The organism is Synechocystis salina LEGE 00031, assembly GCF_015207985.1.
In the GTDB taxonomy this organism is placed as follows: Bacteria; Cyanobacteriota; Cyanobacteriia; order Cyanobacteriales; family Microcystaceae; genus Synechocystis; species Synechocystis salina.
In genome coordinates, this window is the sequence record NZ_JADEVV010000020.1 from 38,718 (window position 1) to 62,732 (window position 24,015).

25 protein-coding genes are annotated in these 24,015 nt (G+C 48.2%); 10 read left to right on the top strand and 15 right to left on the bottom strand.

Going from position 1 to position 24,015, the window contains the following annotated elements; all coding sequences use genetic code 11:
* Positions 1-23 precede the first annotated feature (23 nt).
* A complete protein-coding gene (locus IQ217_RS08740; RefSeq protein ID WP_194019652.1) occupies positions 24-2,819 on the bottom strand; it encodes an A-adding tRNA nucleotidyltransferase in 2,796 nt (931 codons plus the stop codon).
* Positions 2,820-2,946: 127 nt separating this feature from the next.
* Complete coding sequence (locus IQ217_RS08745) at positions 2,947-3,726, bottom strand: photosystem II electron transport protein, Sll1252 family (protein WP_194019653.1); 780 nt, start codon at positions 3,724-3,726, stop codon at positions 2,947-2,949.
* Positions 3,727-3,857: 131 nt separating this feature from the next.
* On the opposite strand from IQ217_RS08745, the gene IQ217_RS08750 reads away from it, so the two are divergent.
* Positions 3,858-4,658, top strand: a complete 801-nt coding sequence (locus IQ217_RS08750) for an ABC transporter permease (RefSeq protein WP_194019654.1) — start codon at positions 3,858-3,860, stop codon at positions 4,656-4,658.
* Positions 4,659-4,701: 43 nt separating this feature from the next.
* On the opposite strand, the gene IQ217_RS08755 is transcribed toward IQ217_RS08750, so the two are convergent.
* The gene (locus IQ217_RS08755; protein WP_194019655.1) at positions 4,702-5,505 is read right to left on the bottom strand and encodes an Rpn family recombination-promoting nuclease/putative transposase; all 804 of its coding nucleotides are present in this window, start codon (positions 5,503-5,505) and stop codon (positions 4,702-4,704) included.
* A gap of 138 nt (positions 5,506-5,643) precedes the next feature.
* On the opposite strand from IQ217_RS08755, the gene hypA reads away from it, so the two are divergent.
* From hypA to IQ217_RS08785, 6 genes are all read left to right on the top strand, one after another.
* Positions 5,644-5,985 (top strand): hydrogenase maturation nickel metallochaperone HypA, encoded by a 342-nt coding sequence (gene hypA / locus IQ217_RS08760; protein WP_194019656.1) that lies wholly within the window; start codon positions 5,644-5,646, stop codon positions 5,983-5,985.
* Positions 5,986-6,112: 127 nt separating this feature from the next.
* Entirely contained in the window at positions 6,113-6,604 is a 492-nt protein-coding gene (locus IQ217_RS08765) for a DUF4079 domain-containing protein (protein ID WP_190599455.1), read from the top strand.
* A gap of 12 nt (positions 6,605-6,616) precedes the next feature.
* On the top strand, positions 6,617-7,909 hold the full coding sequence (locus tag IQ217_RS08770) for a glycosyltransferase family protein (RefSeq protein WP_228023995.1): 1,293 nt from the start codon (positions 6,617-6,619) through the stop codon (positions 7,907-7,909).
* 169 nt (positions 7,910-8,078) lie between these two features.
* Positions 8,079-8,453: a 50S ribosomal protein L21 gene (gene rplU, locus IQ217_RS08775; RefSeq protein ID WP_190599454.1), complete on the top strand. Its 375-nt coding sequence runs from the start codon at positions 8,079-8,081 to the stop codon at positions 8,451-8,453.
* Positions 8,454-8,559: 106 nt separating this feature from the next.
* Positions 8,560-8,823: a 50S ribosomal protein L27 gene (rpmA, locus tag IQ217_RS08780; protein WP_194014495.1), complete on the top strand. Its 264-nt coding sequence runs from the start codon at positions 8,560-8,562 to the stop codon at positions 8,821-8,823.
* Positions 8,824-9,048: 225 nt separating this feature from the next.
* Positions 9,049-9,774 (top strand): M15 family metallopeptidase, encoded by a 726-nt coding sequence (locus IQ217_RS08785; RefSeq protein WP_194019657.1) that lies wholly within the window; start codon positions 9,049-9,051, stop codon positions 9,772-9,774.
* Between the two features lie 13 nt (positions 9,775-9,787).
* Here IQ217_RS08785 and IQ217_RS08790 read toward each other — a convergent pair whose 3' ends face one another.
* Together IQ217_RS08790 and IQ217_RS08795 are read right to left on the bottom strand one after the other, a co-directional pair.
* A complete protein-coding gene (locus IQ217_RS08790; RefSeq protein WP_194019658.1) occupies positions 9,788-10,252 on the bottom strand; it encodes a DUF29 domain-containing protein in 465 nt (154 codons plus the stop codon).
* A 96-nt stretch (positions 10,253-10,348) separates the two neighbouring features.
* Positions 10,349-10,780, bottom strand: coding sequence for a VOC family protein (locus IQ217_RS08795; protein WP_194019659.1), 432 nt, complete (start codon positions 10,778-10,780; stop codon positions 10,349-10,351).
* Positions 10,781-10,951: 171 nt separating this feature from the next.
* Between IQ217_RS08795 and IQ217_RS08800 the strand changes: the two genes are divergently transcribed.
* Complete coding sequence (locus IQ217_RS08800; RefSeq protein ID WP_194019660.1) at positions 10,952-12,976, top strand: DNA polymerase III subunit gamma/tau; 2,025 nt, start codon at positions 10,952-10,954, stop codon at positions 12,974-12,976.
* A 36-nt stretch (positions 12,977-13,012) separates the two neighbouring features.
* On the opposite strand, the gene IQ217_RS08805 is transcribed toward IQ217_RS08800, so the two are convergent.
* A complete protein-coding gene (locus tag IQ217_RS08805) occupies positions 13,013-13,237 on the bottom strand; it encodes a hypothetical protein (protein ID WP_194019661.1) in 225 nt (74 codons plus the stop codon).
* A gap of 194 nt (positions 13,238-13,431) precedes the next feature.
* Between IQ217_RS08805 and ileS the strand changes: the two genes are divergently transcribed.
* Positions 13,432-16,368, top strand: a complete 2,937-nt coding sequence (ileS, locus tag IQ217_RS08810) for an isoleucine--tRNA ligase (protein ID WP_194019662.1) — start codon at positions 13,432-13,434, stop codon at positions 16,366-16,368.
* Positions 16,369-16,500: 132 nt separating this feature from the next.
* Here ileS and IQ217_RS08815 read toward each other — a convergent pair whose 3' ends face one another.
* The 4 genes from IQ217_RS08815 to IQ217_RS08830 form a co-directional block, all read right to left on the bottom strand.
* Positions 16,501-17,370 (bottom strand): aldose epimerase family protein, encoded by an 870-nt coding sequence (locus tag IQ217_RS08815; RefSeq protein ID WP_194019663.1) that lies wholly within the window; start codon positions 17,368-17,370, stop codon positions 16,501-16,503.
* Between the two features lie 2 nt (positions 17,371-17,372).
* A complete protein-coding gene (locus IQ217_RS08820; protein ID WP_190599445.1) occupies positions 17,373-17,711 on the bottom strand; it encodes an antibiotic biosynthesis monooxygenase family protein in 339 nt (112 codons plus the stop codon).
* Positions 17,712-17,854: 143 nt separating this feature from the next.
* Positions 17,855-18,706 carry a class I SAM-dependent methyltransferase gene (locus IQ217_RS08825; RefSeq protein WP_194019664.1) on the bottom strand — a complete coding sequence of 284 codons (852 nt, stop codon included), beginning with the start codon at positions 18,704-18,706 and terminating at the stop codon, positions 17,855-17,857.
* A gap of 106 nt (positions 18,707-18,812) precedes the next feature.
* Positions 18,813-20,096, bottom strand: coding sequence for a TldD/PmbA family protein (locus IQ217_RS08830; RefSeq protein WP_194019665.1), 1,284 nt, complete (start codon positions 20,094-20,096; stop codon positions 18,813-18,815).
* Positions 20,097-20,331: 235 nt separating this feature from the next.
* Between IQ217_RS08830 and IQ217_RS08835 the strand changes: the two genes are divergently transcribed.
* A complete protein-coding gene (locus tag IQ217_RS08835) occupies positions 20,332-20,799 on the top strand; it encodes an ABA4-like family protein (protein WP_190599441.1) in 468 nt (155 codons plus the stop codon).
* Between the two features lie 136 nt (positions 20,800-20,935).
* Here IQ217_RS08835 and pntB read toward each other — a convergent pair whose 3' ends face one another.
* From pntB to IQ217_RS08860, 5 genes are all read right to left on the bottom strand, one after another.
* The gene (gene pntB, locus IQ217_RS08840) at positions 20,936-22,378 is read right to left on the bottom strand and encodes a Re/Si-specific NAD(P)(+) transhydrogenase subunit beta (RefSeq protein WP_194019666.1); all 1,443 of its coding nucleotides are present in this window, start codon (positions 22,376-22,378) and stop codon (positions 20,936-20,938) included.
* Positions 22,379-22,433: 55 nt separating this feature from the next.
* Positions 22,434-22,697, bottom strand: coding sequence for a HepT-like ribonuclease domain-containing protein (locus tag IQ217_RS08845; RefSeq protein WP_194019667.1), 264 nt, complete (start codon positions 22,695-22,697; stop codon positions 22,434-22,436).
* Positions 22,682-23,044, bottom strand: coding sequence for a nucleotidyltransferase family protein (locus IQ217_RS08850; RefSeq protein WP_194019668.1), 363 nt, complete (start codon positions 23,042-23,044; stop codon positions 22,682-22,684). The genes IQ217_RS08845 and IQ217_RS08850 overlap by 16 nt, the downstream gene beginning before the upstream one ends.
* Positions 23,045-23,049: 5 nt before the next feature.
* Positions 23,050-23,589, bottom strand: coding sequence for a hypothetical protein (locus IQ217_RS08855; protein ID WP_194019669.1), 540 nt, complete (start codon positions 23,587-23,589; stop codon positions 23,050-23,052).
* Positions 23,590-23,617: 28 nt separating this feature from the next.
* A partial coding sequence (locus IQ217_RS08860; protein WP_194019670.1) for a proton-translocating transhydrogenase family protein occupies positions 23,618-24,015 on the bottom strand: 398 nt, incomplete at its 5' end.

Consider the following 24,015-nt stretch of genomic DNA (forward strand, 5'->3'; position numbering starts at 1 on the left):
GGACGTTAAAACAATACCTAGATTTAAACTTTTTTCGGTAAAGGATAATGGGCGTTGAGCCAGGCTTCTTCCTGTTGCCGATCGCCTAATTGTCCGTCTAGGCAGGCGTTCAATAAATCGGTCAGAATTTGTTTGAATTGAGGTCCTGGTTTATAACCGAGCGCTTTGAGGTCATGACCAGTTAAAAATGGTGACACTTGGCATAACTGGCTGAAATAAAACCAAATTTGCTTTCTTAAAACCTTGTGCCCCCTGGCGGCCACTAGAAATAAATTGGCGCGGTCATAACCTTTCAAAGTCTGGTAAATAACACTAGGCCCGGGACATTGCTGGCAACCAAGACTTTTGGCGATCGCCGTTTCCATGGTTTCCAGGTTAGCTAGCCCATCAATCATGGTCTTGGGTAACTGTAATCCCGTGGCAATTTTGATCCGTTCCTGTGGAGGTAAAGCCCCCAATAAAATACCTAGTCGTAGTAACCAATGCTCCAATTGTCGTTCTGGATCTAGCCAGCGTAACCAGCGGGATAAACAGCGCACTTGCCACCATAATTGCTCCGTTAGTTTTAGCTCTGGATGGAGACATTTGAGGGCATCCAAATCCGCCAACAACGTTAACGCTCCTTTCCAATAGGGGGCTTTGAGGATAATAGAAAGCTCCGCCTTTAAACGGGTGGTCAAGGCCGGGGTGGGATGCTCCGTTAATCGCCAACGTTCATACACCCCACTGGCGATCGCATAGCGGATATAGGTTTCCGTTTGGGGTTCCAGGTCAAAACCGAGGCGCACCACAAAGCGGACAGCTCGATAAATACGGGTGGGGTCTTCAATGAAACTATTGGCGTGCAATACCCGCACCTGTTGGTTGTGCAGGTCGTTCATGCCACCAAAAAAGTCCAGCAATTTGCCAGGGCTGGGATTGGTGAGACGGATGGAAAGGGCGTTAATGGTAAAATCCCGCCGGTATAAATCCTGACGAATGGAACTGGCTTCCACCTCCGGATTAGCCGCTGGGTAGGGATAAAATTCTGTCCTCGCAGTGGCAATATCTACCCAGAGGGAGTCTAGCTGGGGATCTTTATGCCAGAGCAAGGCCGCCGTTTGGAATTCTCCATGCACCGATAACCTCGCGCCGGGATAGTCCCCCTGCAGAGCTTGGGCTAATTCCACCCCGGCCCCCACATCAGCCTTGGTATGGAAACCGTCCACCACCAAATCAATGTCTTGGAAGGTAATATTTTGGTGTTTTTTTGCCCCCTGGGAATGGCGGAGCCACAAATCCCGCACTGCTCCCCCCACTAGATATAAATGCCAACCCCTGGCTTGGGCCTGGCAGGCCGCTGTGGTTAACAATTGCCAAGTGGCCGCCGGTAAATGGGTTTTTAAAAGTTCTAGTAAGTTGCCCTGACCAAACTTTGGAAGGGAAGTAGCCAGGCGATCGCCAAACCGTTCCGATTGCTCCTGTTTATCCTGCAATAATTGCCGCAGCACATCGGTGCGGGTAACAATGCCCACCAGGGTATCCCCCGCCATGACCGGTAAGCGCCCCACATCGTCGGCCACCATAATGGCTTCAATGCGAGGCAGAGGAGTGTCAGGATCGATGGTTTTAACGTTACGGGTCATATAACCTTTCACTGGGGCATGGCTGAAGCCGTGGTGCAGAGCTAAATCTAAATCCCGCCGGGAAATGATGCCCACCAATTTTTCCTCCTGGTTAACCACTGTCAAACCGGAATGGCCATAGCGAAACAAAATCCTTTGGGCCTGCTCAATAGTGGTGTGGGGTCGGATAGTCCGCACCGGGGAAGACATAAAATCCCTAGCCAATAAGGGTTTGGGAATTTGTCTTTGCAAACCTTGATAAATATCCGCCATGACCTCCGTGGGTTCGATATCCCGCAAATTCACCGCCGCCGCCTGGGCATGGCCACCACCACCATAGGGTTCCAGCAGTTGGGTTAAATCGGTATCAGGAATACGGGTGCGGCCAATGAAGGAAAAGCGTTGGTTGTTATTACTCGCTCCGGTTTTTTCTTGCTCTCCACTGCTTTTCGTTTTATCTTTGCCTTTGTCGTAAACATGACCCAGCAGTAGGGCGTCACATTCCGTCAGGGATAATAACCTTTCCGTGAGATGGGATAACCCTGGCACAAAGCTTTCTGTGGTTAATAAAACCGAACCAAGCCAATAGCCCCGTACCATTTCTTTGCGGAGATTGTGCATGGCTTCTGCAAATAAAAATTGTAGGGGAGGGGGAAATCCAGGGTCAGCGTACTCCCCAATCAAACGTAAATTGGCTCCCTGTTCCATCAACCAAGCCAGGGCTTTCACGTCCCGCACTGTGGTTTGGGTAAAGGTTAAACTGCCCGTGTCCACATGGATGCCCAGGGCCATCACGGATGCTTCCACCATGGAAAGGCTGATGTCCGTTCTTTGTAATTTCTCCACAATTAAAGTGGTACTGGCTCCCACCGCTTCCAGTTCCAAAATATTCGCCTCAATATCCCTGGGACTGTTGAGGTGATGATCGTAGATGGCAATCTGTTGCACATGGGGTAATGTTAACCAATCCGCCGCTTTGCCCAGGCGATCGCCTTGTTGATTATCAACGATGTAGAGAGAGCGAATTTTATCGGAGTTAACGCTACGGAGTTCAATCAGGGGAAATTCGTTACGATGGAGCGCCAAAAATTGCCGCACCGTGGGATGGGAACCCCCAGTGAGCACAATGCGACTGCCAGGATGGAGTTTAGCTAGCCCCACCGCCGCTCCCAACACATCAAAGTCTGCCGTTTGGTGACAAAGGATTAAATCCATGGTTTTTGGGAAAAACTTCGATCACAGCCAAAGAGCAGCATGGCCTTTTGCCTCCAACAACGGTGGTATAAACTTTGACGCCCCGCCTACCGACCATGGCATCCCAACAAGTATTTGTGGGAAAAAATTAAATATATCGGGTTAATTGGATACGATAACGTTCCTTTTTGGTGACTGTAATTTCGCCTATTTCTAGTCTACCTTTACCCCGATAGGTAACTAAATCTCCTGCTTTGAGGGCGTAGCTAGACTGGGTAATGGGCTTCCAATTAACCTGCACATTGCCCTGGTTAACCGCATCGGCCATTTTACTGCGGGACAAGCCAAACCCCGCCGAAGCAATGGCGTCCAAGCGCAGGGAAGCTTCCACGGTGGTCATTTCTTTAGTTTTGGGCGGGCGAATTTTTAACTCTTCCAGGGTAATAGCTTTAGCTTTAACGGGGACAGTACGCACCTGGTTTAAATGGAGACTGACAAATTCCGCCACCTCCGGCATCACGATCACCTGGGCTCCCCGTTCTCCCAATAAAATAATGTCCCCCACTTTTTCCCGCACTAACCCTGTACCCAATAGGGCTCCTAGGAAGTCCCGATGACTGGCAGGATCAAAAAGAAAATTACCAGCTACATCCAGGGCTGTCAGGGGGATTTGCTCCGTTTCCAGCGGTATTTCCGCCCTAGCAATGGCTAACCTCTGCCGTTCGGCTTGGGGATAACCCCCCCAGGGTAAAAAATGTAATTCCGTTAGGGTGCCAAAACGAGCTTGAATTTCCGCAATCAGGGGCGGCGCACAAAAATCCGTCACCACCACTTCCCAGGTACGCAAGGCCTGTTCCGCCTGGTCAATTACCCTGGCGATCGCCTCCCGGTCTGGGGCTCCCTTCAACAAAGCTTCTCTTGGCAACATCGAGCAACGGCATTAACTGACAAATCATTTTGGTAACTTTGGTGGCCTGTTTGTCAAGGGGCTACAATGCGCCTATGTGTTCGCCTCCAAAGACAAAGGCAGTGTCAGTCCCTTTTTTGTGATCCCTGACGATGACCCAATCACCTATTCTGGCAGAATTAAGCTCCTGGCTCCGGCGATCGGGACAGGCGATTTTATTGTTGGGCAATACTACCTTTCAGCTTTTTACCGGCAGAATTGATGGACGCAACACCAGTCAACAGTTAATGTTTGTGGGTCCCGCTTCTCTGCCCATTACTCTGATCACCGCCGCCGTCATTGGTATGATTTTCACCATTCAGGTGGCCCGGGAATTCCTGGCTTTTGGGGCAGGTAGTGCGGTGGGAGGAATTTTAATGCTAGCCCTAGGGCGGGAGCTATGCCCAATCATGACAGCGGTGGTGGTGGCAGGACGAGTCGGTTCAGCTTTTGCGGCCGAAATTGGCACCATGCGCGTGACGGAACAAATTGATGCCCTTTACATGCTCAACACCAACCCAGTGGAGTATTTAGTTATTCCTCGGCTCCTGGCCTGTTGCATTATGGTACCCACCCTTAGTGTGCTGGCATTGGTCACCGGCATGATGGGAGGAGCGTTAATTTCCAGCAATGTTTACGGCATTGCCAACCAGGTATTTTTTGAGTCAATACAGACCTTTGTCACTCCTTGGGATATATTTTGTGGCCCCATCAAGGGCATTGTGTTTGGCGTTTTAATCGCCATTATCGGTTGTAACTGGGGTTTAACCACCAGGGGCGGAGCTAAAGGAGTGGGAGAATCCACCACCGCTGCAGTGGTAACTTCTCTGTTAGCAATTTTTGTGAGTAATTTTCTGATGTCTTGGATTATGTTCCAGGGCAGTGGTTCCGGTGCTGTGCTGATGGGTAATTAAACTTTTAACCTAGGCGATCGCCGTTGGGGGACAAAACCGCCCATCAATCCTGAGAAAAGGACAAATTCTTAAGGTCATCAGCACTCAATCCAGTCAGACTGATTACCTCCGGTATTGATAGTCCTTTGTTGATTAGCCTTTGAGCAACCTCTAGCTTGCCTTCTAGTTTGCCTTCCAACTTTCCTTCTAACTTGCCCTTGAGCAAACCCCGTTGTTCTCCTTCCTGCAAAATTTCCTGATAAACGGCCGATTCTTTCATAATTTCGCTCCTTAGGATGGTCTTGATTAATTCTGACTTAACCCTTAATCCCCCAAAGATAGCGGCGGCGGTGGTCAAGTTGGCTTTCGTGCTTTTATCTTCAATTGTATCCAGGGTAAGGGCAACCTCCCGCAATCGTTCCGTAGCATTCTGGGTTTGAGTCAAAACCGCTAGGGGCAGGAGTCCAGGACTGGTCAAAAATGGCTCCGGTGATTCTTCCCACAAACGGATGACACGATAGCGATGGGTGGTTTCTCCCAATTGAAAGATGTCCTGATAAACCAAAGCAGAACTGGTTTTTTTTAGATAAATGACCACTTGATGCATGGCTTTGTTTGGAAACCGTCGATGGACCCGCACCCGATAGTCCAGCATCCGAAACCCCATAGTTTCATCCGGCTCAGTCTGAAATTCCAGGTGCAAGACCAAATCCTCCGACTGCTCCAAAATTAGCGCGTCCGCCCGAATTGGTTCCAAGGAAAGTTCCTTGGGGCTTAAGGTGGTGAGGGCCACAGGTTTACCCAGCAACCACATGGCATAGTCTGAGGAAAAGGTTTCTGCGAGATATTTACAAACGTTGTCAAACATTTCGACACTTTATCATTGATTGCTATGGTTTTCCCTGACTTTATGAGTCGAGCTAAATTTAAATTTTTTGATCTTTTGTGAACATTTAAACTTATTAAATAAAAATGTTTTTAAAAAGAATTAATTGGAGTCAAGTTTATGCATGAAGTTAGTCTGATGGAACAAACTTTGGCGATCGCCATTGCCCAGGCGGAGGACCATGGAGCCAGCAAAATTCACCGTTTAACCCTACGAGTGGGACAGCAGTCTGGGGTGGTGGCCGATGCCCTGCGGTTTGCGTTTGAAGTGGTGCGGCAAAACACCATAGCCGCTGAAGCTGGATTGGAAATTGAAGAAATTCCCGTTACCTGTCATTGCCAATGGTGCCAAGAAAATTTCCAGCCGGAGGATTGGATTTACCGCTGTCCCCAATGCGACCAGATTAGCCAAACAGTACTGGATGGTAAACAATTGGAACTAGCTTCTCTAGAATTGAGTTGAGCCTCGGCCAAGTCCCAACCCAGGTAAGAACCGCCGTCACCATGGGCTGTGTTAAATTTCTTTAAGCAACCGTAGCTCAGCTTTTCCCAAGCTGAATTAACTACGACCAATCATCAACTGAATTAAAATGATGTTTCCTCTACTGGCCCTTGAGATTCCTGAACCGGTCAAAATTTATGGCCAATTTGGCCATCCCATTATGATGTGGGCGCTGTTCTTTACTTCGGTGTATGCCATGTGGCTGGGCTTCCAGTCCCGACAAATTCGCTCCGCGGAACCGGAAAAGCGGAAGGAGTTGATCCAAAAAGATGTTAAGGGTAAGCACTTTATCCTTGGCTCTCTCCTACTTTCTCTGATGGTGTTGGGCACCATTGGCGGCATGGCTGTTACCTATATCAACAATGGCAAACTGTTTGTCGGCCCCCACTTACTCGTTGGTCTAGCTATGGTCGCTTTAATCGCTACGGCGGCGGCGTTGGTACCTTGGATGCAAAAGGGTAATGAAACGGCCCGCTTAACCCACATCACCCTGAACGTCACATTGATTGGTTTATTTGGTTGGCAAGCTTTCACTGGGGTGGAAATTGTCCAAAGAATTATTAGCAAATTGGGTTCCTAGGTCGTCACTGTTTTGCAAACTTTGCCCGTATTGACCAATCCCGTTGACGTTTTAATCCTGTCCAATGGCCCAGGGGAAGTGACTACCTGGGTCCGTCCCGTTGTCCATGCTTTACGTCAATTGCCGGCTGGCGATCGCCTGAGAATTTCGGTGATGCTTTCCCCCTGTCCCCATGCCATGGGTAAGGAAGCGGAAGTGGTGCGTAGCTATGCGGAAGTGGATCGGGTGCAGGGCAGTGAGCATTTTTGGCATTTCTTGCTCTGGGGTAAAACGGCGGAGCCATGGCCCTGGCATGCTCAGGGGGTGGTTCTTTTTTTGGGAGGAGACCAATTCTTTGCCCTGGCGATCGCCAAACGTTTAGGCTATCGTTCCGTGGTCTATGCCGAGTGGGATGCCCGCTGGCCACGCTGGATTGATGCCTTTGGGGTGATGAATGAGCAGGTGCGCCAAGCTTTACCCCAGGCTTATCAAGCAAAAGCCGCCGTGGTGGGGGATTTGATGGTGGATGTGGATGCCACTGATTCCCCAGTAGATCCATCGGCCAAACCGTTAATTGGTCTACTGCCCGGTTCCAAAGCTACTAAACTCAGCCAAGGGGTTCCCCTGGAAGTGGCGATCGCCGTGGAGTTGCATAAAACCCATCCCCAATGTCAATTTGTGCTCTTTTTAGCGCCCACGGTGGATTTGTCCCAATTGCGGAGCTACGGCCAAGTAAAAACTAATCCCTTGGTTAGTTCCATGGGCAACATTGAAGTGGAAGTGGTGGAAAAAGAGGGGCAAGAACCTTATCTGTTGACAACAACGGGGTTAAAAATTGATATTTGTCGCCAATTCCCCGCTTTGACAGAGCTGAAAAAACTAACTTTTGCTTTAACCACAGTGGGGGCCAACACGGCTCAACTGGGCGCTTTAGGCATTCCCATGGTGATTTTATTACCCACCCAACACACGGAAGCTCTCAAACATTTAGACGGCTTGCCGGGGTTAATTGCCCGCATTCCCTGGGTGGGTCCCCAATCCACTCGCCTGATTAATTACCTCATTGCCAAGAAAAAACGTCTTTTCGCCTGGCCCAATCTCTGGGCTGGTCGGGAAATTGTCCCGGAATTGTTGGGGGATTTAACTCCTGCTGGGGTGGCTAGTCAATTAACCCCCTGGTTGGAGCATCCTGAGCAGTTAGCCCAGATACGCCAACAATTACAACAGGTACGGGGAAAATCTGGAGCGGCGATCGCCATGGCGGAGTTAGTAATGCAACAAATTACAGTCCAGCAGGAACAAGGGGGCACCAATTTGACAAAGTAGCTACCAACTCAGACAATAGAAGATCGCTTGTCAACTATCCCGCTCGGATCAGGTTACGACAATCATCAGCAAAAAATGCCAAAGCTGAGGGGTTTTTCCTGAAATTCGTTGGAATAAATCGGAGAACTTAACGGCGGCATACCTGTACGGCAATCTACGCAAATAAATTATGAGTTACGCCATTATTGAAATTGGGGGCACCCAAGTTCGGGTCGAGCCCGGCCGTTTTTACGAGATCAATCACCTCGACGGCGCACCAGAAGACAGCTATGTTGTCGACAAAGTGTTACTGGTCAAAGACGGCGACAATGTCACTATCGGCCAGCCCTACGTCGCTGGGGCCACTGTGGAAGGGGAAATTCTCTCCCACCGTCGGGGTCGCAAGGTCATTGTTTATAAAATGCAACCCAAAAAGAAAACCCGCAAAAAACGGGGGCACCGTCAAGAATTAACCCGCCTGTTGATCAAGTCCATTTCCGTCAACGGTAAGGCGATCGCCGAGGCCCCCGAAGTGGATGCTAAAACCCCAGTGGTGGCAGGTTAAGACTGACCAGCTAAAGCCGCCCAAATTTGGCTAAATTGTAGATTGGGCTAACAAAAAAGCCCATAACTACCCCACTCAACCAACCTAATCAGGATCATTAATAACCATGGCACATAAGAAAGGAACGGGGAGTACCCGGAACGGTCGGGACTCTAATGCCCAACGCTTGGGAGTCAAACGCTACGGTGGTCAAACCGTCACCGCCGGCAGCATCATTGTTCGTCAACGGGGCACCCAAGTTCACCCAGGCAACAATGTTGGTCGAGGCAGTGATGACACCCTTTTTGCTTTGATTGATGGTGTGGTTAAGTTTGAGCACAAAACCAGAAGCCGTCGCAAAGTGAGCGTATATCCTGCCACTGCTGAGTAAACTTTCATTCAGTTGAAGTTTTGAAAATCCTCCAAATTTTGGGGGATTTATTATTTTTGCCGTGGAAAATAGGATTACATCTTCACTTTTCCCTAATCGGGCAAGCAATCTCCTAGTTATTCCACCGGAGTGGGTAAGGAAATTTAAATGGTTTTTGGTAAATTTAAATAGATTTAAGCAATAACTTCAGACCTTGCAGACTGGTCTCCTTGATTTTTTCCACCTATGAAGCCTTATCTTGCCGTCCCCATCGAGGATTGTGGTGAACCCCTCGCCCCCATCAATCTTGAAGGTGTTAAGTTGCTTAAACCCCACCCCTACGAAATATTAGGAGCGGATTATCAAGGGCGATCGCCTTACGTGTTGCGTACCGGAGTGTTAAAAAGATTAGGCCAGGCTCGTTTGACTTTAGCTGACATTAAACCAACTTGGGAGATTTTAGTATTTGATGCCTACCGCCCGATCGCCGTGCAACAGTTTATGGTGGATCACACTTTTGCCGAAATTGTGGCTAGGGATGGTTTACAAGGCCAATCATTAACCCCTGAGCAAAGAGAAAATATTTATCAGCAGGTCTACCAAATTTGGGCTGTGCCCAGTTCCAATCCCCTCACTCCTCCCCCCCACAGCACCGGGGCGGCTTTGGACATAACGCTACTGGATGGATCGGGACAACCTGTAAATATGGGAGGAGAAATTGATGAGCTATCAGCCCGTTCCCAACCCAATTATTATCAAACAGCCCAGGCAGAGAGTGACTCCCAAAAGGAAGAGTTTAAACTCTACCAGCAGCGGCGGGAGCTATTGAACACCATGATGGAAAGTGCGGGATTTCTACGCCATCCAGGGGAATGGTGGCATTTTTCCCTGGGGGATCAACTCTGGGCCTGGCAATATAATCAACACCATCCCGATCGCCAAAAGATTGCCTATTACGGCCGGGTTGAATGAGTTTGAATATTGATCAATTTTTATCGGAAAAATCTAGCCAAAATTTATCGTTTAACAAACTTTCTAGTTCCCCAGGAAAAGGAGACATATCTGGGAAAAATGTGTTGGGATAATCTTCTCTCATTGCGGCTAAAGCATCTTGGTAAGACTCAGGGAAAATTTCCAGCACAAACCCCTTCAGACTGGGAGAGCTTTTCAATCGTTTTTTAATTTCCTGACGAAAATTGCGAATTTCAATTTCCCACCCCCGAAAACACTCTGGACAATCGACAAAACAACGTTTCAACAAATGCTCTAGCAAACGGGATAATAAACTATCAACAGCGTGACGTTCATTTCTACCCAAAGTTTCTATTTCCTCAATTAAGTTATCCCAATCAACTTGAGAAAAATCCTGACATCTTAAGAGCTTGGCTGTTTCCTTTGTCCACAGGCTGAAGTCCTGCTCATAAAGTGTTTTTTGTTGTATGAATACCATAACTATTCAGCTCCTGGAATTTTCTTGATGCAACTACTTTTTGCCATCGAAATGAGTAATTCTTAGCCCATTATCTTAAGTGATAAATTTATCTAACTAGCGATCGCCAATGGCCACAAATTCTTTTACACCAAAAATTGCTTCCCGGTGACGGTACCATTTGAATTCCAGGTAATTATGGAACGGGTCAGCTAGGAAAAAAGTGCGATGTTCTGTCAATTCCCCTCCAAAACGGAGCTTGGGCGGTAAATGATAGGCAATGCCCTGGGCTTCCACTCTTTCACAGAGGGCAAACCAATCCGCCTCAGCAGTGAACACTAAACCAAAATGCCGGGGATAAATGCCCTGTTGTTTTACCAACGGCTCCAGGGTAACGTGGGCCACCACTTGATGGCCATAGAAATCCAGAATTACCGCCTTATCGGTTTCTCTGCCGGCCTTGGCTCCCAGGCGATCGCAGTAAAATTCCTTAGTTTTCGGAATATCATTAACGGGGATGGCGAGGTGGAAAATAATAGGGGCTGTCATCGGCATTGCACTCCAGCCTTACAAATAAATCAGCACTGACCCTCCCATTCTAAGCTTCTTGCCCCTTGCCTTTGCCTGCCCCGTCACAGGCTGTTAACTTGACCTCTTTTTTTTGCCTTTTGGAGTTAGGCTGAGAATCCCCCTGTTTGTCGATCGCCCGGTTACCCCGCCATGGCCTACGAACCTCTGCACCATAAATATCGCCCCCAGACCTTTGCGGACTTAGTGGGCCAAACGGCGATCGCCGCTACGTTGAGCAATGCCATTGCCCAGGAGCGCATTGTTCCTGCTTACCTATTCACCGGCCCCAGGGGAACGGGCAAAACCTCTTCGGCGAGAATTTTAGCCAAGTCCCTAAACTGCATTGCCGGCGATCGGCCCACGGCCACCCCCTGCGGTCAATGTGCTACCTGTCGGGCCATTACCAACGGTTCCGCTTTAGACGTCATTGAAATTGATGCGGCTAGTAATACAGGGGTAGATAATATTCGAGAAATTATTGAACGGGCCCAATTTTCTCCAGTACAATGTCGGTACAAAGTATATGTGATCGATGAATGTCATATGCTTAGTACGGCCGCATTTAATGCTCTATTGAAAACCTTGGAGGAGCCGCCGGAAAGGGTTGTTTTTGTTTTGGCCACCACCGATCCCCAGCGGGTGCTACCCACCATCATTTCCCGTTGTCAACGGTTTGATTATCGCCGCATTCCTCTAGAAGCAATGGTTAACCACCTGCGCTACATTGCTGGGCAAGAAAATATTAATATCGACCAACCAGCTTTAACCCTAGTGGCCCAAATTGCCAATGGTGGTTTGCGGGATGCGGAAAGTTTGCTCGATCAACTAAGTTTACTGCCCGATCTAATTACCCCTGATAAGGTTTGGAATCTGGTGGGGGCAGTGCCAGAGCAGGATTTGTTGACCCTCCTAGAGGCGATCGCCAGTGACGATGCAGAAACACTATTGGGCACCTGTCGGCAAATTTTAAACCGGGGACGGGAACCCCTGGTGGTATTACAAAACCTAGCAAGCTTTTACTTAAACTTACTTATTGCCCAAACTGCGCCCCAACGGTCGGATTTAGTGGCGGTGACAGCGGAAACTTGGCAAGCACTCTGCGGTCTGGCTCCCCAGTGGGAGAGGGGGGTAATTTTACAAGGACAACAAAAACTGAAGGAGAGTGAAATCCAAATTCGCAATACCACCCAACCCCGACTCTGGTTGGAGGTGACCCTGTTGGGCTTGTTACCATCAGCCTGTGCAGTAGCAACCGTTGCAACTCAGCAATCTTCAGCCAAAGCATCTGGGGTCCAACGGACAACCCAGGCAAAACCCAGTAATGTGGTCGCCTTTCCCAGTGGCCAGCATAACCGTCTGACGGTGGTGGATTCCCCCATTACCCCGCCGCCCCCCATTCCTGAAACCGTTGCTGTGGAACAGGAGGAAGTCGTAGATGACTCCAGCTCGAAGCCAACCAACTACCATGGCGACTTAACTCAACTGTGGGCAGAAACCTTAAACAACCTAGGCGCTCTTAGTCAGTCCTTATTTAAATCCTTTGGTGCTTTAGTTGGTTTAGTGGGCAACAATGCCACTGTGAGTGTCACCACCCAACAATTGCTGAAAATTGCGGCAGGTAAAAAAGATGAACTGGAAGCGGCCCTGGGGCAGGCCTGTGGCCAATCGGTGAAAGTTAATTTGGTAGTGGGCAAATCATCTAATCCAGAGCAGTCTTCCGTTAGTACTCCTCCGCCCCCTAGCCATACTAAACCACCAGCTTTTACCCCGGAACCGAGTCATCCTCCGACAAAAACCGTAGCGTCTACTCCCCCTGCATCCCCACCGATCGCCTCTGGAACGGCCACCTCAGAAATTAAGCCTTCCCCCCGACGGGAATCCCATAGTCAGTCCAGACCAACACCGCCACCGGAACCAGTCAGCGAAGCCCTTCCTCCAGAAAATATTAGTGAAACTGCCACCCGTAAGGCGATCGAACAGTTTGCCAAAAATTTTGACGGGGAAATTGTGGCGTCCGATGCTACTCCTCAACCAGGGGCCGATAATGGCGATGATGTGCCAACAGCACCAGCCCAGCCTCCCATGGACCACAACGGGCATCTTCAAACGAACCAACCCACCGTGCTCAACCGACCGGCGATCGTCCCGGAGGAAGAAGAGGATTTACCTTTTTAGTGCCTGTTGCTCAGGTCTGATTTCCCCTAACCGGACCTATGGCTTTTCGGCAAAGAAGCCCTTAACTTTTTCCACCCCCGTTTGCACATCCTGCCAAGACAGCTTGAGCAGGGAAAACACCCCCACAAATACCAGGGCAATGCCAATCAAAAAATTACCATCAGCCAAAAACAAACCCACAATGACAATGAAATAGGGGGAAAGAATAGCACTAACTTTTTCCACCACCTGGACGGTTTCGGTCTGTTTTGGTTCATTCATGGCCGGTTGTTCCAGAAAAATGAGCAGGTTGATACACGATCATCCCTTGGAATTATACTGGCCCGCCAGGGGAGATCAAGCAAAGACCAGCCTATGGCGATCGCCGAAGGGGGAGTAAAACAGCGGTGGATGGGTTAGGAAAACGGGGTAAAATCAACAAGTATTCCTATGCACAACTCTGCCCTAAAGCCACTGTGACTGAAGCCAAAAGTTATAAAGACACCGTTAACTTGCCCCAAACCCGCTTTGACATGCGGGCCAATGCCAGCAAAAGAGAGCCGGAAATTCAGCAATATTGGCAGGAAAAAGGAATTTACGCCGACCTAGCAGACCATAACCCCAAAGATTTGTTTGTGCTCCACGACGGGCCGCCCTACGCCAACGGCGCTCTCCACATGGGCCATGCCCTCAATAAAGTCCTTAAGGATATTATCAATAAATATAAACTATTACGGGGACACAAGGTCCATTACGTTCCCGGTTGGGATTGCCATGGCTTGCCGATTGAACTCAAAGTTCTGCAAAGTTTAAAAAGCAGTGAAAGGGCGGAGTTAACCCCTCTCACCCTGCGCCACAAAGCCAGGGATTTTGCCCTCAAAGCCCAACAGGAACAAGCCGTGGGTTTCCAGCGTTATGGCATTTGGGGGGATTGGAAAAAGCCTTATTTAACTCTGACCCCGGAATATGAAGCGGCCCAAATTGGCGTATTTGGAGCCATGGCCCTCAAGGGTTACATCTATCGAGGCCTAAAACCCGTCCATTGGAGTCCCAGTTCCCGCACGGCTTTGGCAGAAGCGGAGTTGGAATACCCCGAAGGCCACACTTCCCGCAGTATCTACGCCACCTTTCCCATCGTTAAATTAGGGGAAAAAGCCGGTGCACTGGAGGAATACTCCCATAATTTAGCCGTTGCCATTTGGACAACCACCCCCTGGACCCTGCCGGGAAACCTTGCAGTGGCGGTTAATGGTCACTTGGACTACGCCGTAGTGGAAATTCAGTATCCCCAGTTACCGAGCTCAACGGGGACTGAATACGTCATTCCCGCCGGCCCATTGGCATCAGAGAACAAAAGGGACGCCAAACCACAATTTGTCATTGTGGCGAAGGATCTAGTGGAAAGCCTAAGCAAAACCCTAGATTTAGTCCTAGACATTAAGACAGTTATTAAGGGCGAAATTTTAGAATATTGTCTCTACCAACATCCTTTATTTGATCGCCAAAGCCCCGTGGTGATCGGTGGAGATTACATTACAACGGAATCTGGCACAGGATTAGTCCACACCGCCCCTGGCCATGGTTTGGAAGACTATATGACTGGGCAAAAATATAACTTACCCATTCTCTCTCCGGTGGATGGTCAGGGCAATTTAACCGAAGAAGCTGGGGAATTTCAGGGCTTAAACGTTTTAAAGGACGCTAATCAAGCCATTATTAATCGCTTAATTGCCGAAGGAAGTTTACTCAAAGAAGAAGCCTACGAGCATAAATATCCCTACGATTGGCGCACCAAAAAGCCGACTATTTTCCGCGCCACGGAACAGTGGTTTGCCTCGGTGGCAGGTTTTCGGGATCAAGCCTTAAAAGCAATCAAAGAAGTTACTTGGATTCCTGCCCAAGGAGAAAATCGCATTACCCCCATGGTTGGCGATCGCAGTGATTGGTGTATTTCTCGCCAGCGGGCTTGGGGAGTGCCCATTCCGGTATTTTACGATGATGAAACCAATGAGCCTTTGTTAACAGAGGAAACCATTAACCATGTGCAACGGATTATTGCCCAAAAAGGGTCCGATGCCTGGTGGGAATTGACCGTAGAGGAACTGCTACCGGAAAAATATCGTAACAATGGCCGTACCTACCGCAAAGGGGAAGACACCATGGACGTGTGGTTTGATTCTGGTTCTTCCTGGGCAGCGGTGGCGGACAATCGGCCAGAATTGAAATACCCGGTAGATTTGTATTTAGAAGGTTCCGACCAGCATCGGGGTTGGTTTCAGTCCAGCTTGCTCACCAGTGTGGCGGTGAATGGTATTGCCCCCTATAAAACGGTGTTAACCCATGGTTTTGTCCTCGATGAAAAGGGCCATAAAATGAGTAAGTCCTTGGGTAATGTGGTAGATCCTTACCAAATCATCAATGGCGGTAAAAATCAAAAGCAGGAACCCGCCTATGGGGCAGACGTTTTACGGCTTTGGGTGGCGTCGGTGGACTATGCCAATGATGTGCCCATTGGCCAAGGCATCCTGAAGCAGTTGGTGGATGTGCGCAACAAAATCCGCAATACGGCCCGATTTTTGCTTGGTAATTTGCATGATTTTAATCCCGAAACCGATGCGGTTAATTATGAAGATTTGCCGGAATTAGACCGCTATATGTTGCATCGCATGACGGAGGTGTTTACGGAGGTAACGGAAGCCTACGAAAATTTCCAATTCTTTAAGTTTTTCCAAACGGTACAAAACTTTTGTGTGGTGGATTTATCCAACTTTTACTTAGACATTGCTAAAGACCGTTTGTATATTTCTGCCCCCAATGCTCCCCGCCGCCGCAGTTGCCAAACCGTACTCCAGTTAGCGCTGGAAAATTTGGTCAAGGCGATCGCCCCGGTGTTGTGTCATTTAGCGGAAGATATTTGGCAATTTTTACCCTATGAAAAACCAGCGGAATCGGTGTTCCAAGCCGGTTGGGTGACGATGGATTCCCATTGGGTGCAGCCAGAATTAGCCCAAACCTGGGTTAAGCTACGGCAACTACGTACAGAAGTTAATAAGGTGATGGAATCGGCCCGTACCGCTAAGGCGATCGGTGCGTCTTTGGAAGCTAAGGTCTTAATCCACACTAACGACGACCATTGGTCCCAATTACTACAGCGTTATAACCGAGAAGAATCCAATCATGTGGATACTCTGCGTTATTTGTTGTTGGCTTCCCAAGTGGAATTGTTGGAGAATACGGCTGGAATTGATGACTTGCAATTTAAGACTTCAACAGATGCGTTAAGCCTAGGCATTACCAATGCAGATGGTCATAAATGTGAACGTTGCTGGAATTATTCCACTCAGGTGGGTAGTTTTAGCGACGATCCCAGCATTTGTGAACGGTGCAATGAGGCTCTCCAGGGAAATTTTTAATCTCCATGCTCTGAACAGAGTTAATTGAACCATAGCCATAATTCAAGGGATGGTTTCGGGGGTTTTCACGCCCCCCTTCCTTAATTTGAAACTGCCAACGGACTCTTAACTCAAGGGAAAAGAGTAGCAAAATTATTCCATTGACACCTGAAAATTCACCCAGGCAGAACGGGAAGAATAGGGTTCCACCCAGGCCAATTGCTCGCCGCTATTGAGGGCATTGCGGGGGCCACTCCAGGGTTCCAGGCAAAGATAGTCCTTCCCCGCCACAGTCCAAAACACCAGGGTTTGGTACAGTTCACTGAAGCTAACTTCTATCTTTACATTCCGGTCTGGGTCGACAAAATTGGCCCTTGGCTGGGAGATTTGGGTAAAGGCTAAATCCAATTCCGGGGCAGTGAGATCCAGTTGACCACCATAGCCATGGCGATCGCCAGTTTTTTGGTCTAGGTAATCATCAGCGGGAATTGCCAACGTAACTCCCAGCTTCTCTCGGCAAAAAAAGTAGGGATGCAAGCCGAGGGAAAAGGGCATCCGCTGATCGCCAAGGTTAGCAATACGTTGCTCAATGCGGAGATTATGGCCCTGGAGTTGATAGCTAAAAACTAGTTCAAATTCAAAGGGAAAAGCCTCGAGGGTGGCATCATTGTGGCTCAACCGTAAATCCAACTGGGCGCTTGCTTGGGTTTGCTGGCCGATTACTTCCCAGGGTAGATCCCGCGCAAAACCATGTTGTCTGAGGCGATAATTTTTGCCGTCGTAGTTGAACTGATCATGGGGCAGATTGCCGCAAATGGGAAATAAAATCGGGATTCCCCCCCGCACCGACAGAGATGGATCTTGAAACCGCTCTTCGTCAAAATATAGGACGGGTTGACCTTGAATGGTCCAATTGGTCACCAGACCGCCCCGCCCCGGCACGAGGGAAAGTCGAGCCAAACTTTGATCATCTTCCAGATGGTAGGTTAACGGGCGATCAGGGGTAAAACTAATGTTGTACATGGTTAACAGAGCACCTTACCGTAGGCTTCCACCTCACTACAAACTTCGTAAATATTGGTAACCGGAGGAATATTGAATAAAGGGCCCATTTCATCCAGAATTTTGCGGTGGACTTCCGTTTGATTCGCCTCCATATCTTCGATGGTATTCCAGAGAATCACAGCAATGCCTTCATCGGAATTGGGTTTTCTCAGTAGGAAGGCACCCTTAAAGCCGCTTTTATAGGTGGAAATTGCCTTTTCATACAACCGTTGGGCCTCCGCAAACCGACCGGGTTTAAATTCTCCGATCGCCACATAGGCGCATTTATGTTGTAGGCAGTCAAAAAATTCGGCGGACATGGTTGTTCTCTCCGGCGGTGAAGGGGCTTTACTTTACTTATACGCCTAGGCTTTGGCCAGCAAGACAAATTAGTCATTATTCTTAACTTTCCCCCTGCCCAGGGTAAATCCCCGTTACCACAATGGCGATCGCCCCCAGAAATTTAAGCAAGTTTTTGCCAAAGTTGAATTTCATAGCATAAATGATCCCGAAAAATATTCCCAGCCTGTAATCCTTCCTGCACCAAGGCTTTGGCTTGTTTACCTAAAAAGTAGTCGAAAATTTTATACAGGGGGGGAACTGCAATCCTAACTAAACTGGCCAAATAAGTTAAAGTTGAAACTCCAAAGGTCTGAAAACTTTGCACACAAAGATCCAGCGTTGGTACAATTTGTTGAGAAATATCATCACTGTCGAGCAGAATAAAACCAGCCTTTTCCATCACCATCTGCAATTCATCTTTAATCAAACAATTGGAAAACATTCCTGTCTGATACTGCGCATTTTTACGAAACATGTCAGCCAGTAGCACATAACCTCCTGGTTTCACCAAGAATTTTGCCCCATCGGCAATGGTATCTGAAGCCATATATTGGGTACTTTCACTAAAAAGCAACAAATCATATTGGGGAGCGGAACTAATCCGTTGTAAATCTTCTATAAATCCTTGGAAAGTGTTGCTATTAAAGCGAGCTTTACCTGCGGTCTTTTGTAAAAAATTGGACTCCTGAAAAGGATCTGGAGCAATGCCTTCCACTTGTAAACCTTTGCTAATTAGCTGACTGGCATTGTCCCCGTTGCCACACCCCACATCCAGTACGGTTTCGATATTCTGCGGTAAAAATGAAAGCAAATGGTCAGTATATTGCTCCTGGGCATGGCGAAGTTTTGCCATAGTTAAATCATCTTCTGTCTCCGGAACTGGTTGCCAATAACCATAGTGGAGATGGGAAGATCCCGTCAGATCTTGATAATACTGAAGCGCAGCGTTTTGATAGCGAGTAACATTATTCATTCAATTACAGTACCATCAAAGCCTAAATAAATAACCGTTGGGGAAATTCCTGGTCGGATTTTTTTCAATGGCAGTCAAACCAAAATTACGATGCTCAAATATAGCGCTAGGCAGTTATGGATACCCCATCTAAAATAATTGACGGAGTAGCACAGGAACCCTGCCAACGGCGGTCTGAACCCAAAGCGATAACCTGACTTAATAGTTCATAAACATTGCCAGAAACCATGGTGTCCTTCACCCTGCCGGTAATTTCCCCATTCTGCACTCGATAGCCCAAATCAACGTTGATGGAAAAATCACCGGAAATATCCGCTCCGCCCCCAAGGATTTGATCGACAACTAAGCCATTGCCCAATTTTTTCAGTAACTGGTCAAAGCTAGCGGTTCCTGGTGTGATTAGCATATTGACCAAACCCGGTTGGGGAGCACCGCCCAAGCTGGGACGAAAGCCGTTACCCGTGGTGGTTGTGCCTAATTTTTCCGCCGTTTCCTGGTCCGTATAAAACTGAGCAATTTTTCCCTCTTCAATCAAAGCAAGTTTTTGGGTGGGGCTGCCTTCATCGTCAAAGGGGCAATCAAAGGGAATGGCGCTGGGATCTTGACTAATATGTAGTCCTTCGATCGCCACAGTTTGTCCTAATTTTTCCGCCCACGGGGATGAACCTTCCGTTACCCGTTGCCCATGGAGAGCTTCCCCCACCGTATCCCACAGTAAACCGGCAGCCCCATTAGTGAGCAAGATGGGCATTTTGCCCCCCTGGATTTGTTGATTAATTTCTGCCCAAAGCAAGCGTTGCCGCAGATTTTCCACTACCTGTTGGACGTCGGCTTGACCCCGGCATTGCTCCCCATCGTAAATAGCCAAAAAATCTTCCCCCCTAATCCATTCCACCCCGAAGTAGTAGCTCAAACTTCTCTCGGTCCAGGTACAATCCAAACCTTCACTGTTGATGAGGCGGGTACTGTCGGTGCTACAGGCTAATTCCCCACTACAAAGCACTTCTGGAAACTCTGACCGTAAACTGACGATCGCCGTTTGGCCCCAATCGATTAATTGTTCGACGGAAAAATCCTCACCCAAGCTTTCCCGATAATCTTGACGGGGATTAGTGAAGCGGGGCGGATTGGGAGGATTCAAGGCTGCTAGGGCCAAGGCTTTTTCAACTAAAACCCCAGGCTCCACCGGCCCATAGGCCACAGCTAAACCGGCCTGACCATTTTTCCATAGCCGCAGGGCCACCCCTTCCGATTCGGAACTTTCCAACTGCTTTAACCGATTAGCCTCAAAAAAAACCGGCCGAGAAAAGGAACGGGAGTAATAAACTTCAGCGCTTTCCGCTCCGGCTCGTTGGGCTTGGTCAAGGTAAACCGATAGATCGGTGGTCATGGCAAAAAATCAAACGTAATTCTTTTCCCATTATCAACCCCCACTGCTGAATGGAGGGCGATCGCCGCCACAATGCAATACCACCAAGTAGTTGACGGCCTAACCCCGTACAATAGACTTCCGTCGTCAACTGTAGTCGCTGGAAGTGCCCCAATCTCCTCAAAACCACAGTTGAACCTTGCCAGACCACTCAAAATTCGCCAGGATCAGTAACACTCCTGCGGACTATTTCTTTATGCTCCTTTCTTCGACGGCAACGGAACTTATTTTTAACGTTAGTAATCTAGGGGTTCTACCGTTCTGGGCCCTGATGATCCTTCTACCGGGATGGCAGGGAACCCAAAAGGTGATGCAGTCATTCATTCCCCTGGCCCTTTTGGCAGTTGTTTATTTGCTCTTATTCATTAATTCCCTGGGATCAACATCGGCCGCCGCCCTGGCTAGCCCGGAATTGGGGGTAATTGCCCAGGCCTTTAGCGACCCCAGTATCATGGCTGTGGGTTGGATACATTACTTGGTGATGGATCTGTTTGTCGGACGCTGGATCTATTGGCAAGGGCGAGAAACGGGCATCTGGACGACCCATTCCCTGATTTTGTGCTTGTTTGCCGGGCCCATCGGTCTTTTATCCCATTTCCTGACCACGGCGATCGTTCAAAAATGGCCAAAATCTTCTTCTTCCCTGGCCTCCACCGATACGTAAACCCGCCAGCCCCAATCTCTGGCCCACACCCGCCTAATTATCTTTGGTGTGGATAACCATCAATAACCGTTGGCAAAAATAGGGGAAATTGTCCACTTCCCCCATTCGCCAATTGATTATGTTTTCAGTGGTGATCCTAGGCAGAAACTAGAACCCTATCGCCACTGGCCGCCTCGTCCTTGGCCCGTAGTTGGGTCAAAATGGCATCGACATTTTTCTTGGCATCCCCGAAGAGCATTTGGGTATTTTCCTTATAAAACAAAGGATTTTCCACCCCGGCATAACCCGAAGCCATACTCCGTTTCATCACCACCACCTGTTTAGCTTTCCATACTTCCAACACCGGCATGCCGGCGATCGCACTGGTGGGATCTTCCAATGCACTGGGATTGACCGTGTCATTGGCTCCAATCACCAACACCACATCGGTTTCGGGGAAATCTTCGTTAATTTCGTCCATTTCCAGCACCACATCATAGGGCACATTGGCTTCCGCTAGTAAAACGTTCATGTGACCGGGAAGACGGCCAGCGACGGGGTGAATACCAAATCGAACGGCAATGCCCTTTTCTTTGAGCAATTTGGTGATTTCTGCCACGGGATGCTGGGCTTGGGCCACTGCCATACCGTAACCAGGGGTAATGATTACACTCTGGGCATCGAGTAATTCCTCTGCTACTTCTTCCGCACTGGTTTTAGTAACCGTACCAGTTACCTCCTGGGCCGGCCCCGTAGAAGCTTTACTAGAACCTTCCCCAAAGCCACCAAGGATAACGCTGATGAAGGAACGGTTCATGGCTTTACACATGATGTAGCTCAGAATTGCGCCACTGCTTCCCACTAAAGCTCCGGTAATAATCAGCAAATCGTTGGAGAGCATAAAGCCCGCCGCCGCCGCCGCCCAACCGGAATAGCTGTTGAGCATGGAAATTACCACGGGCATATCTGCCCCCCCGATCGCCGCAACGAGATGGAGTCCTAATACCCCGGCAATGGCGGTCATGATTAGCAATGGTGTTAAACCAGCGGGGCTATCTAGTTGCATAAATTGCACACCAAAAATAACCGTGGCCACTAGCAGAGAAATGTTCAAGAAGTGCCGAGCCGGGAGCATGAGAGGTTTACTGCTGATAATGGCCCGTAATTTACCAAAGGCCACAATGGAGCCGGTGAAGGTAACGGCCCCAATAAATACGCCCACATAAATTTCTATTTGATGAATGAAGGCTTCGGAACCCGTTAAACCATTTTCCGGGGCCAGGTAATTAGCAATACCTACTAGGACAGCGGCTAAACCGACAAAACTATGCAGAATAGCGACCAATTCTGGCATGGAGGTCATGGCTACCCGGGAAGCTAGGAGAAAACCGATCACCACAGCGGGGATAATCGCCCCGAACAAGGTGGTATAACCGGTAAAACTTCCTCCCAAAGCAGTGGCTAAAAAGGCGATCGCCATACCGGCAATGCCGTAAAGATTTCCCCGGCGGGCCGTTTCCTGGTTGGCTAAACCCCCTAAGCTGAAGATGAATAATATGCTGGCAGCCACATAGGCTACGGTTTGTAAACTGTTAGACATAGGAATTGTTAGCTTTTACTTAATGTTAATAGTGAAAAAAGTGGTCAATGGTTTTCTAATTCAACAATGTGCTCCAGGGTAACGATAAGGGGGGTAAAGAAAACTGAACGGTTTGCCAAATACGATCAACATTGAGACGATCATATTCATGAACAATACGATTTCTCATACCAATAATTTGTCGCCAAGGAATATCTGTAATTGCTTCTTGAGACTTAACTGATATTCTACGAGCCGCTTCACCGATAATTTCAAATTGGCGATTGACAGCTGATTGGCACATTAAATCATCTTGAAAAGATTCTAAACTAATGCCCATCGTAAAACTTTTCGCGGGTTTGCATAAATAACCTGGTAGGATTCTAAAATTGCCTTTTTTCTAAAGGGATTTTGACTTTTTTCGATGCTGATTCGCTCTACTAAGTCAACTTTCCGGTTAAAGATCTCTTCAAGTTGATCTTCCATATCCACTAGATCTAGAATTGTCCAGGGGACGTTAGGCGCAAAAGAGACTAAAACGTCAATGTCACTGTTATCTAGATCAAAATCATCTCGGAGAACTGAACCAAATAGGGCAAACTTATTTATTTGCCATTGCTGACAAAACGCAGTAATTTTGTCTGGATCAATGGAAGTTCTATATTTAGATGCTACGGAAATTTGCATGGAAACTATCGAGCGATAACGTAGGAAACAGCAATATGGAAACCGGCTTCATGTTGAGTCAATTGAAAGTCTTGGATAATTCTGTTGTCCTTAGGGAATACATCTAATTTGCGCTCAATTAACTCCTCAACAAAAACTCTTAAATCCTGCGTCGCTTCCATACTTTCTGGGTCGAGGGGATTGGCCAAACCCGAAAAAAAACTTTCCATAAGCTTTTCTCGCCCACTTTCAGGAAATACGGCACAATTCCAGGCTAATACTGCCAACTCAAAGAAAAATTCCCTTTCTTCATAGGAGTCTTCATCATCAAGAAAGGGGGCGACAAATTGCTCCAAAACCATAGACATCTTTCTCATGCCCTTCGGTTTTTCAACAAAGGTAATGCCTTTATTCTGCTCATCATTTTCAAGCTTTTCTTTAAATTGATCGTAAGCCGCTAATTCCTTTTTCCTAATAGATTGAGGAGTAGGCTCCCTTCTTGGTGATTTCTTAGCATGGGTTTCTTCGTGAAATAACCGTTGAAATTCTTTCGATTTTCTAGCCATGGTTGAGGACCTCTTAGCTCAAAACAAATTACTTCCTAAACATTTTTAGCATCCGCTGGGTAACTAAAAATCCCCCAGCAATGTTGATTGTTCCCACTAAAATGGCGATCGCCCCCAGAATGGTAGTGGGACTATTCAACGGCCCAGAAATTTGGAGCATGCCGCCGATGATGATGATGCCACTAATGGCGTTGGTTACACTCATCAAAGGGGTATGGAGAGCCGGAGCCACATTCCAAATTAATTGCCAGCCCACCACACAGGCCAACACAAACACAGTGAAGTGGGAAAGGAAAGAAGTTGGTGCCCCCACCCCAATGCCCACCAAGGCGATCGCCGCTAGGGCTAGCCAGAGAAAATTACTAGAGCCAGACTTTTTAGCAGACTTGGCCTCACTTTCCACCACGGTTACCGCTGGTTTAGTTG

Excerpts from the sequence above, each read along its gene's own strand:
- IQ217_RS08845 (WP_194019667.1), bottom strand. The coding sequence starts at position 22,697 with ATGGGCATTAGTTTAGAATCTTTTCAAGATGATTTAATGTGCCAATCA.
- IQ217_RS08745 (WP_194019653.1), bottom strand. The coding sequence starts at position 3,726 with ATGTTGCCAAGAGAAGCTTTGTTGAAGGGAGCCCCAGACCGGGAGGCG.
- IQ217_RS08835 (WP_190599441.1), top strand. The coding sequence starts at position 20,332 with ATGCTCCTTTCTTCGACGGCAACGGAACTTATTTTTAACGTTAGTAAT.
- IQ217_RS08790 (WP_194019658.1), bottom strand. The coding sequence starts at position 10,252 with ATGGTATTCATACAACAAAAAACACTTTATGAGCAGGACTTCAGCCTG.
- IQ217_RS08750 (WP_194019654.1), top strand. The coding sequence starts at position 3,858 with ATGACCCAATCACCTATTCTGGCAGAATTAAGCTCCTGGCTCCGGCGA.
- pntB (WP_194019666.1), bottom strand. The coding sequence starts at position 22,378 with ATGTCTAACAGTTTACAAACCGTAGCCTATGTGGCTGCCAGCATATTA.
- IQ217_RS08830 (WP_194019665.1), bottom strand. The coding sequence starts at position 20,096 with ATGACCACCGATCTATCGGTTTACCTTGACCAAGCCCAACGAGCCGGA.
- IQ217_RS08855 (WP_194019669.1), bottom strand. The coding sequence starts at position 23,589 with ATGGCTAGAAAATCGAAAGAATTTCAACGGTTATTTCACGAAGAAACC.
- hypA (WP_194019656.1), top strand. The coding sequence starts at position 5,644 with ATGCATGAAGTTAGTCTGATGGAACAAACTTTGGCGATCGCCATTGCC.
- IQ217_RS08825 (WP_194019664.1), bottom strand. The coding sequence starts at position 18,706 with ATGAATAATGTTACTCGCTATCAAAACGCTGCGCTTCAGTATTATCAA.
- IQ217_RS08805 (WP_194019661.1), bottom strand. The coding sequence starts at position 13,237 with ATGAATGAACCAAAACAGACCGAAACCGTCCAGGTGGTGGAAAAAGTT.
- IQ217_RS08815 (WP_194019663.1), bottom strand. The coding sequence starts at position 17,370 with ATGTACAACATTAGTTTTACCCCTGATCGCCCGTTAACCTACCATCTG.
- IQ217_RS08800 (WP_194019660.1), top strand. The coding sequence starts at position 10,952 with ATGGCCTACGAACCTCTGCACCATAAATATCGCCCCCAGACCTTTGCG.
- IQ217_RS08795 (WP_194019659.1), bottom strand. The coding sequence starts at position 10,780 with ATGACAGCCCCTATTATTTTCCACCTCGCCATCCCCGTTAATGATATT.
- IQ217_RS08765 (WP_190599455.1), top strand. The coding sequence starts at position 6,113 with ATGATGTTTCCTCTACTGGCCCTTGAGATTCCTGAACCGGTCAAAATT.
- rplU (WP_190599454.1), top strand. The coding sequence starts at position 8,079 with ATGAGTTACGCCATTATTGAAATTGGGGGCACCCAAGTTCGGGTCGAG.
- IQ217_RS08785 (WP_194019657.1), top strand. The coding sequence starts at position 9,049 with ATGAAGCCTTATCTTGCCGTCCCCATCGAGGATTGTGGTGAACCCCTC.
- IQ217_RS08755 (WP_194019655.1), bottom strand. The coding sequence starts at position 5,505 with ATGTTTGACAACGTTTGTAAATATCTCGCAGAAACCTTTTCCTCAGAC.
- IQ217_RS08850 (WP_194019668.1), bottom strand. The coding sequence starts at position 23,044 with ATGCAAATTTCCGTAGCATCTAAATATAGAACTTCCATTGATCCAGAC.
- rpmA (WP_194014495.1), top strand. The coding sequence starts at position 8,560 with ATGGCACATAAGAAAGGAACGGGGAGTACCCGGAACGGTCGGGACTCT.
- IQ217_RS08740 (WP_194019652.1), bottom strand. The coding sequence starts at position 2,819 with ATGGATTTAATCCTTTGTCACCAAACGGCAGACTTTGATGTGTTGGGA.
- IQ217_RS08820 (WP_190599445.1), bottom strand. The coding sequence starts at position 17,711 with ATGTCCGCCGAATTTTTTGACTGCCTACAACATAAATGCGCCTATGTG.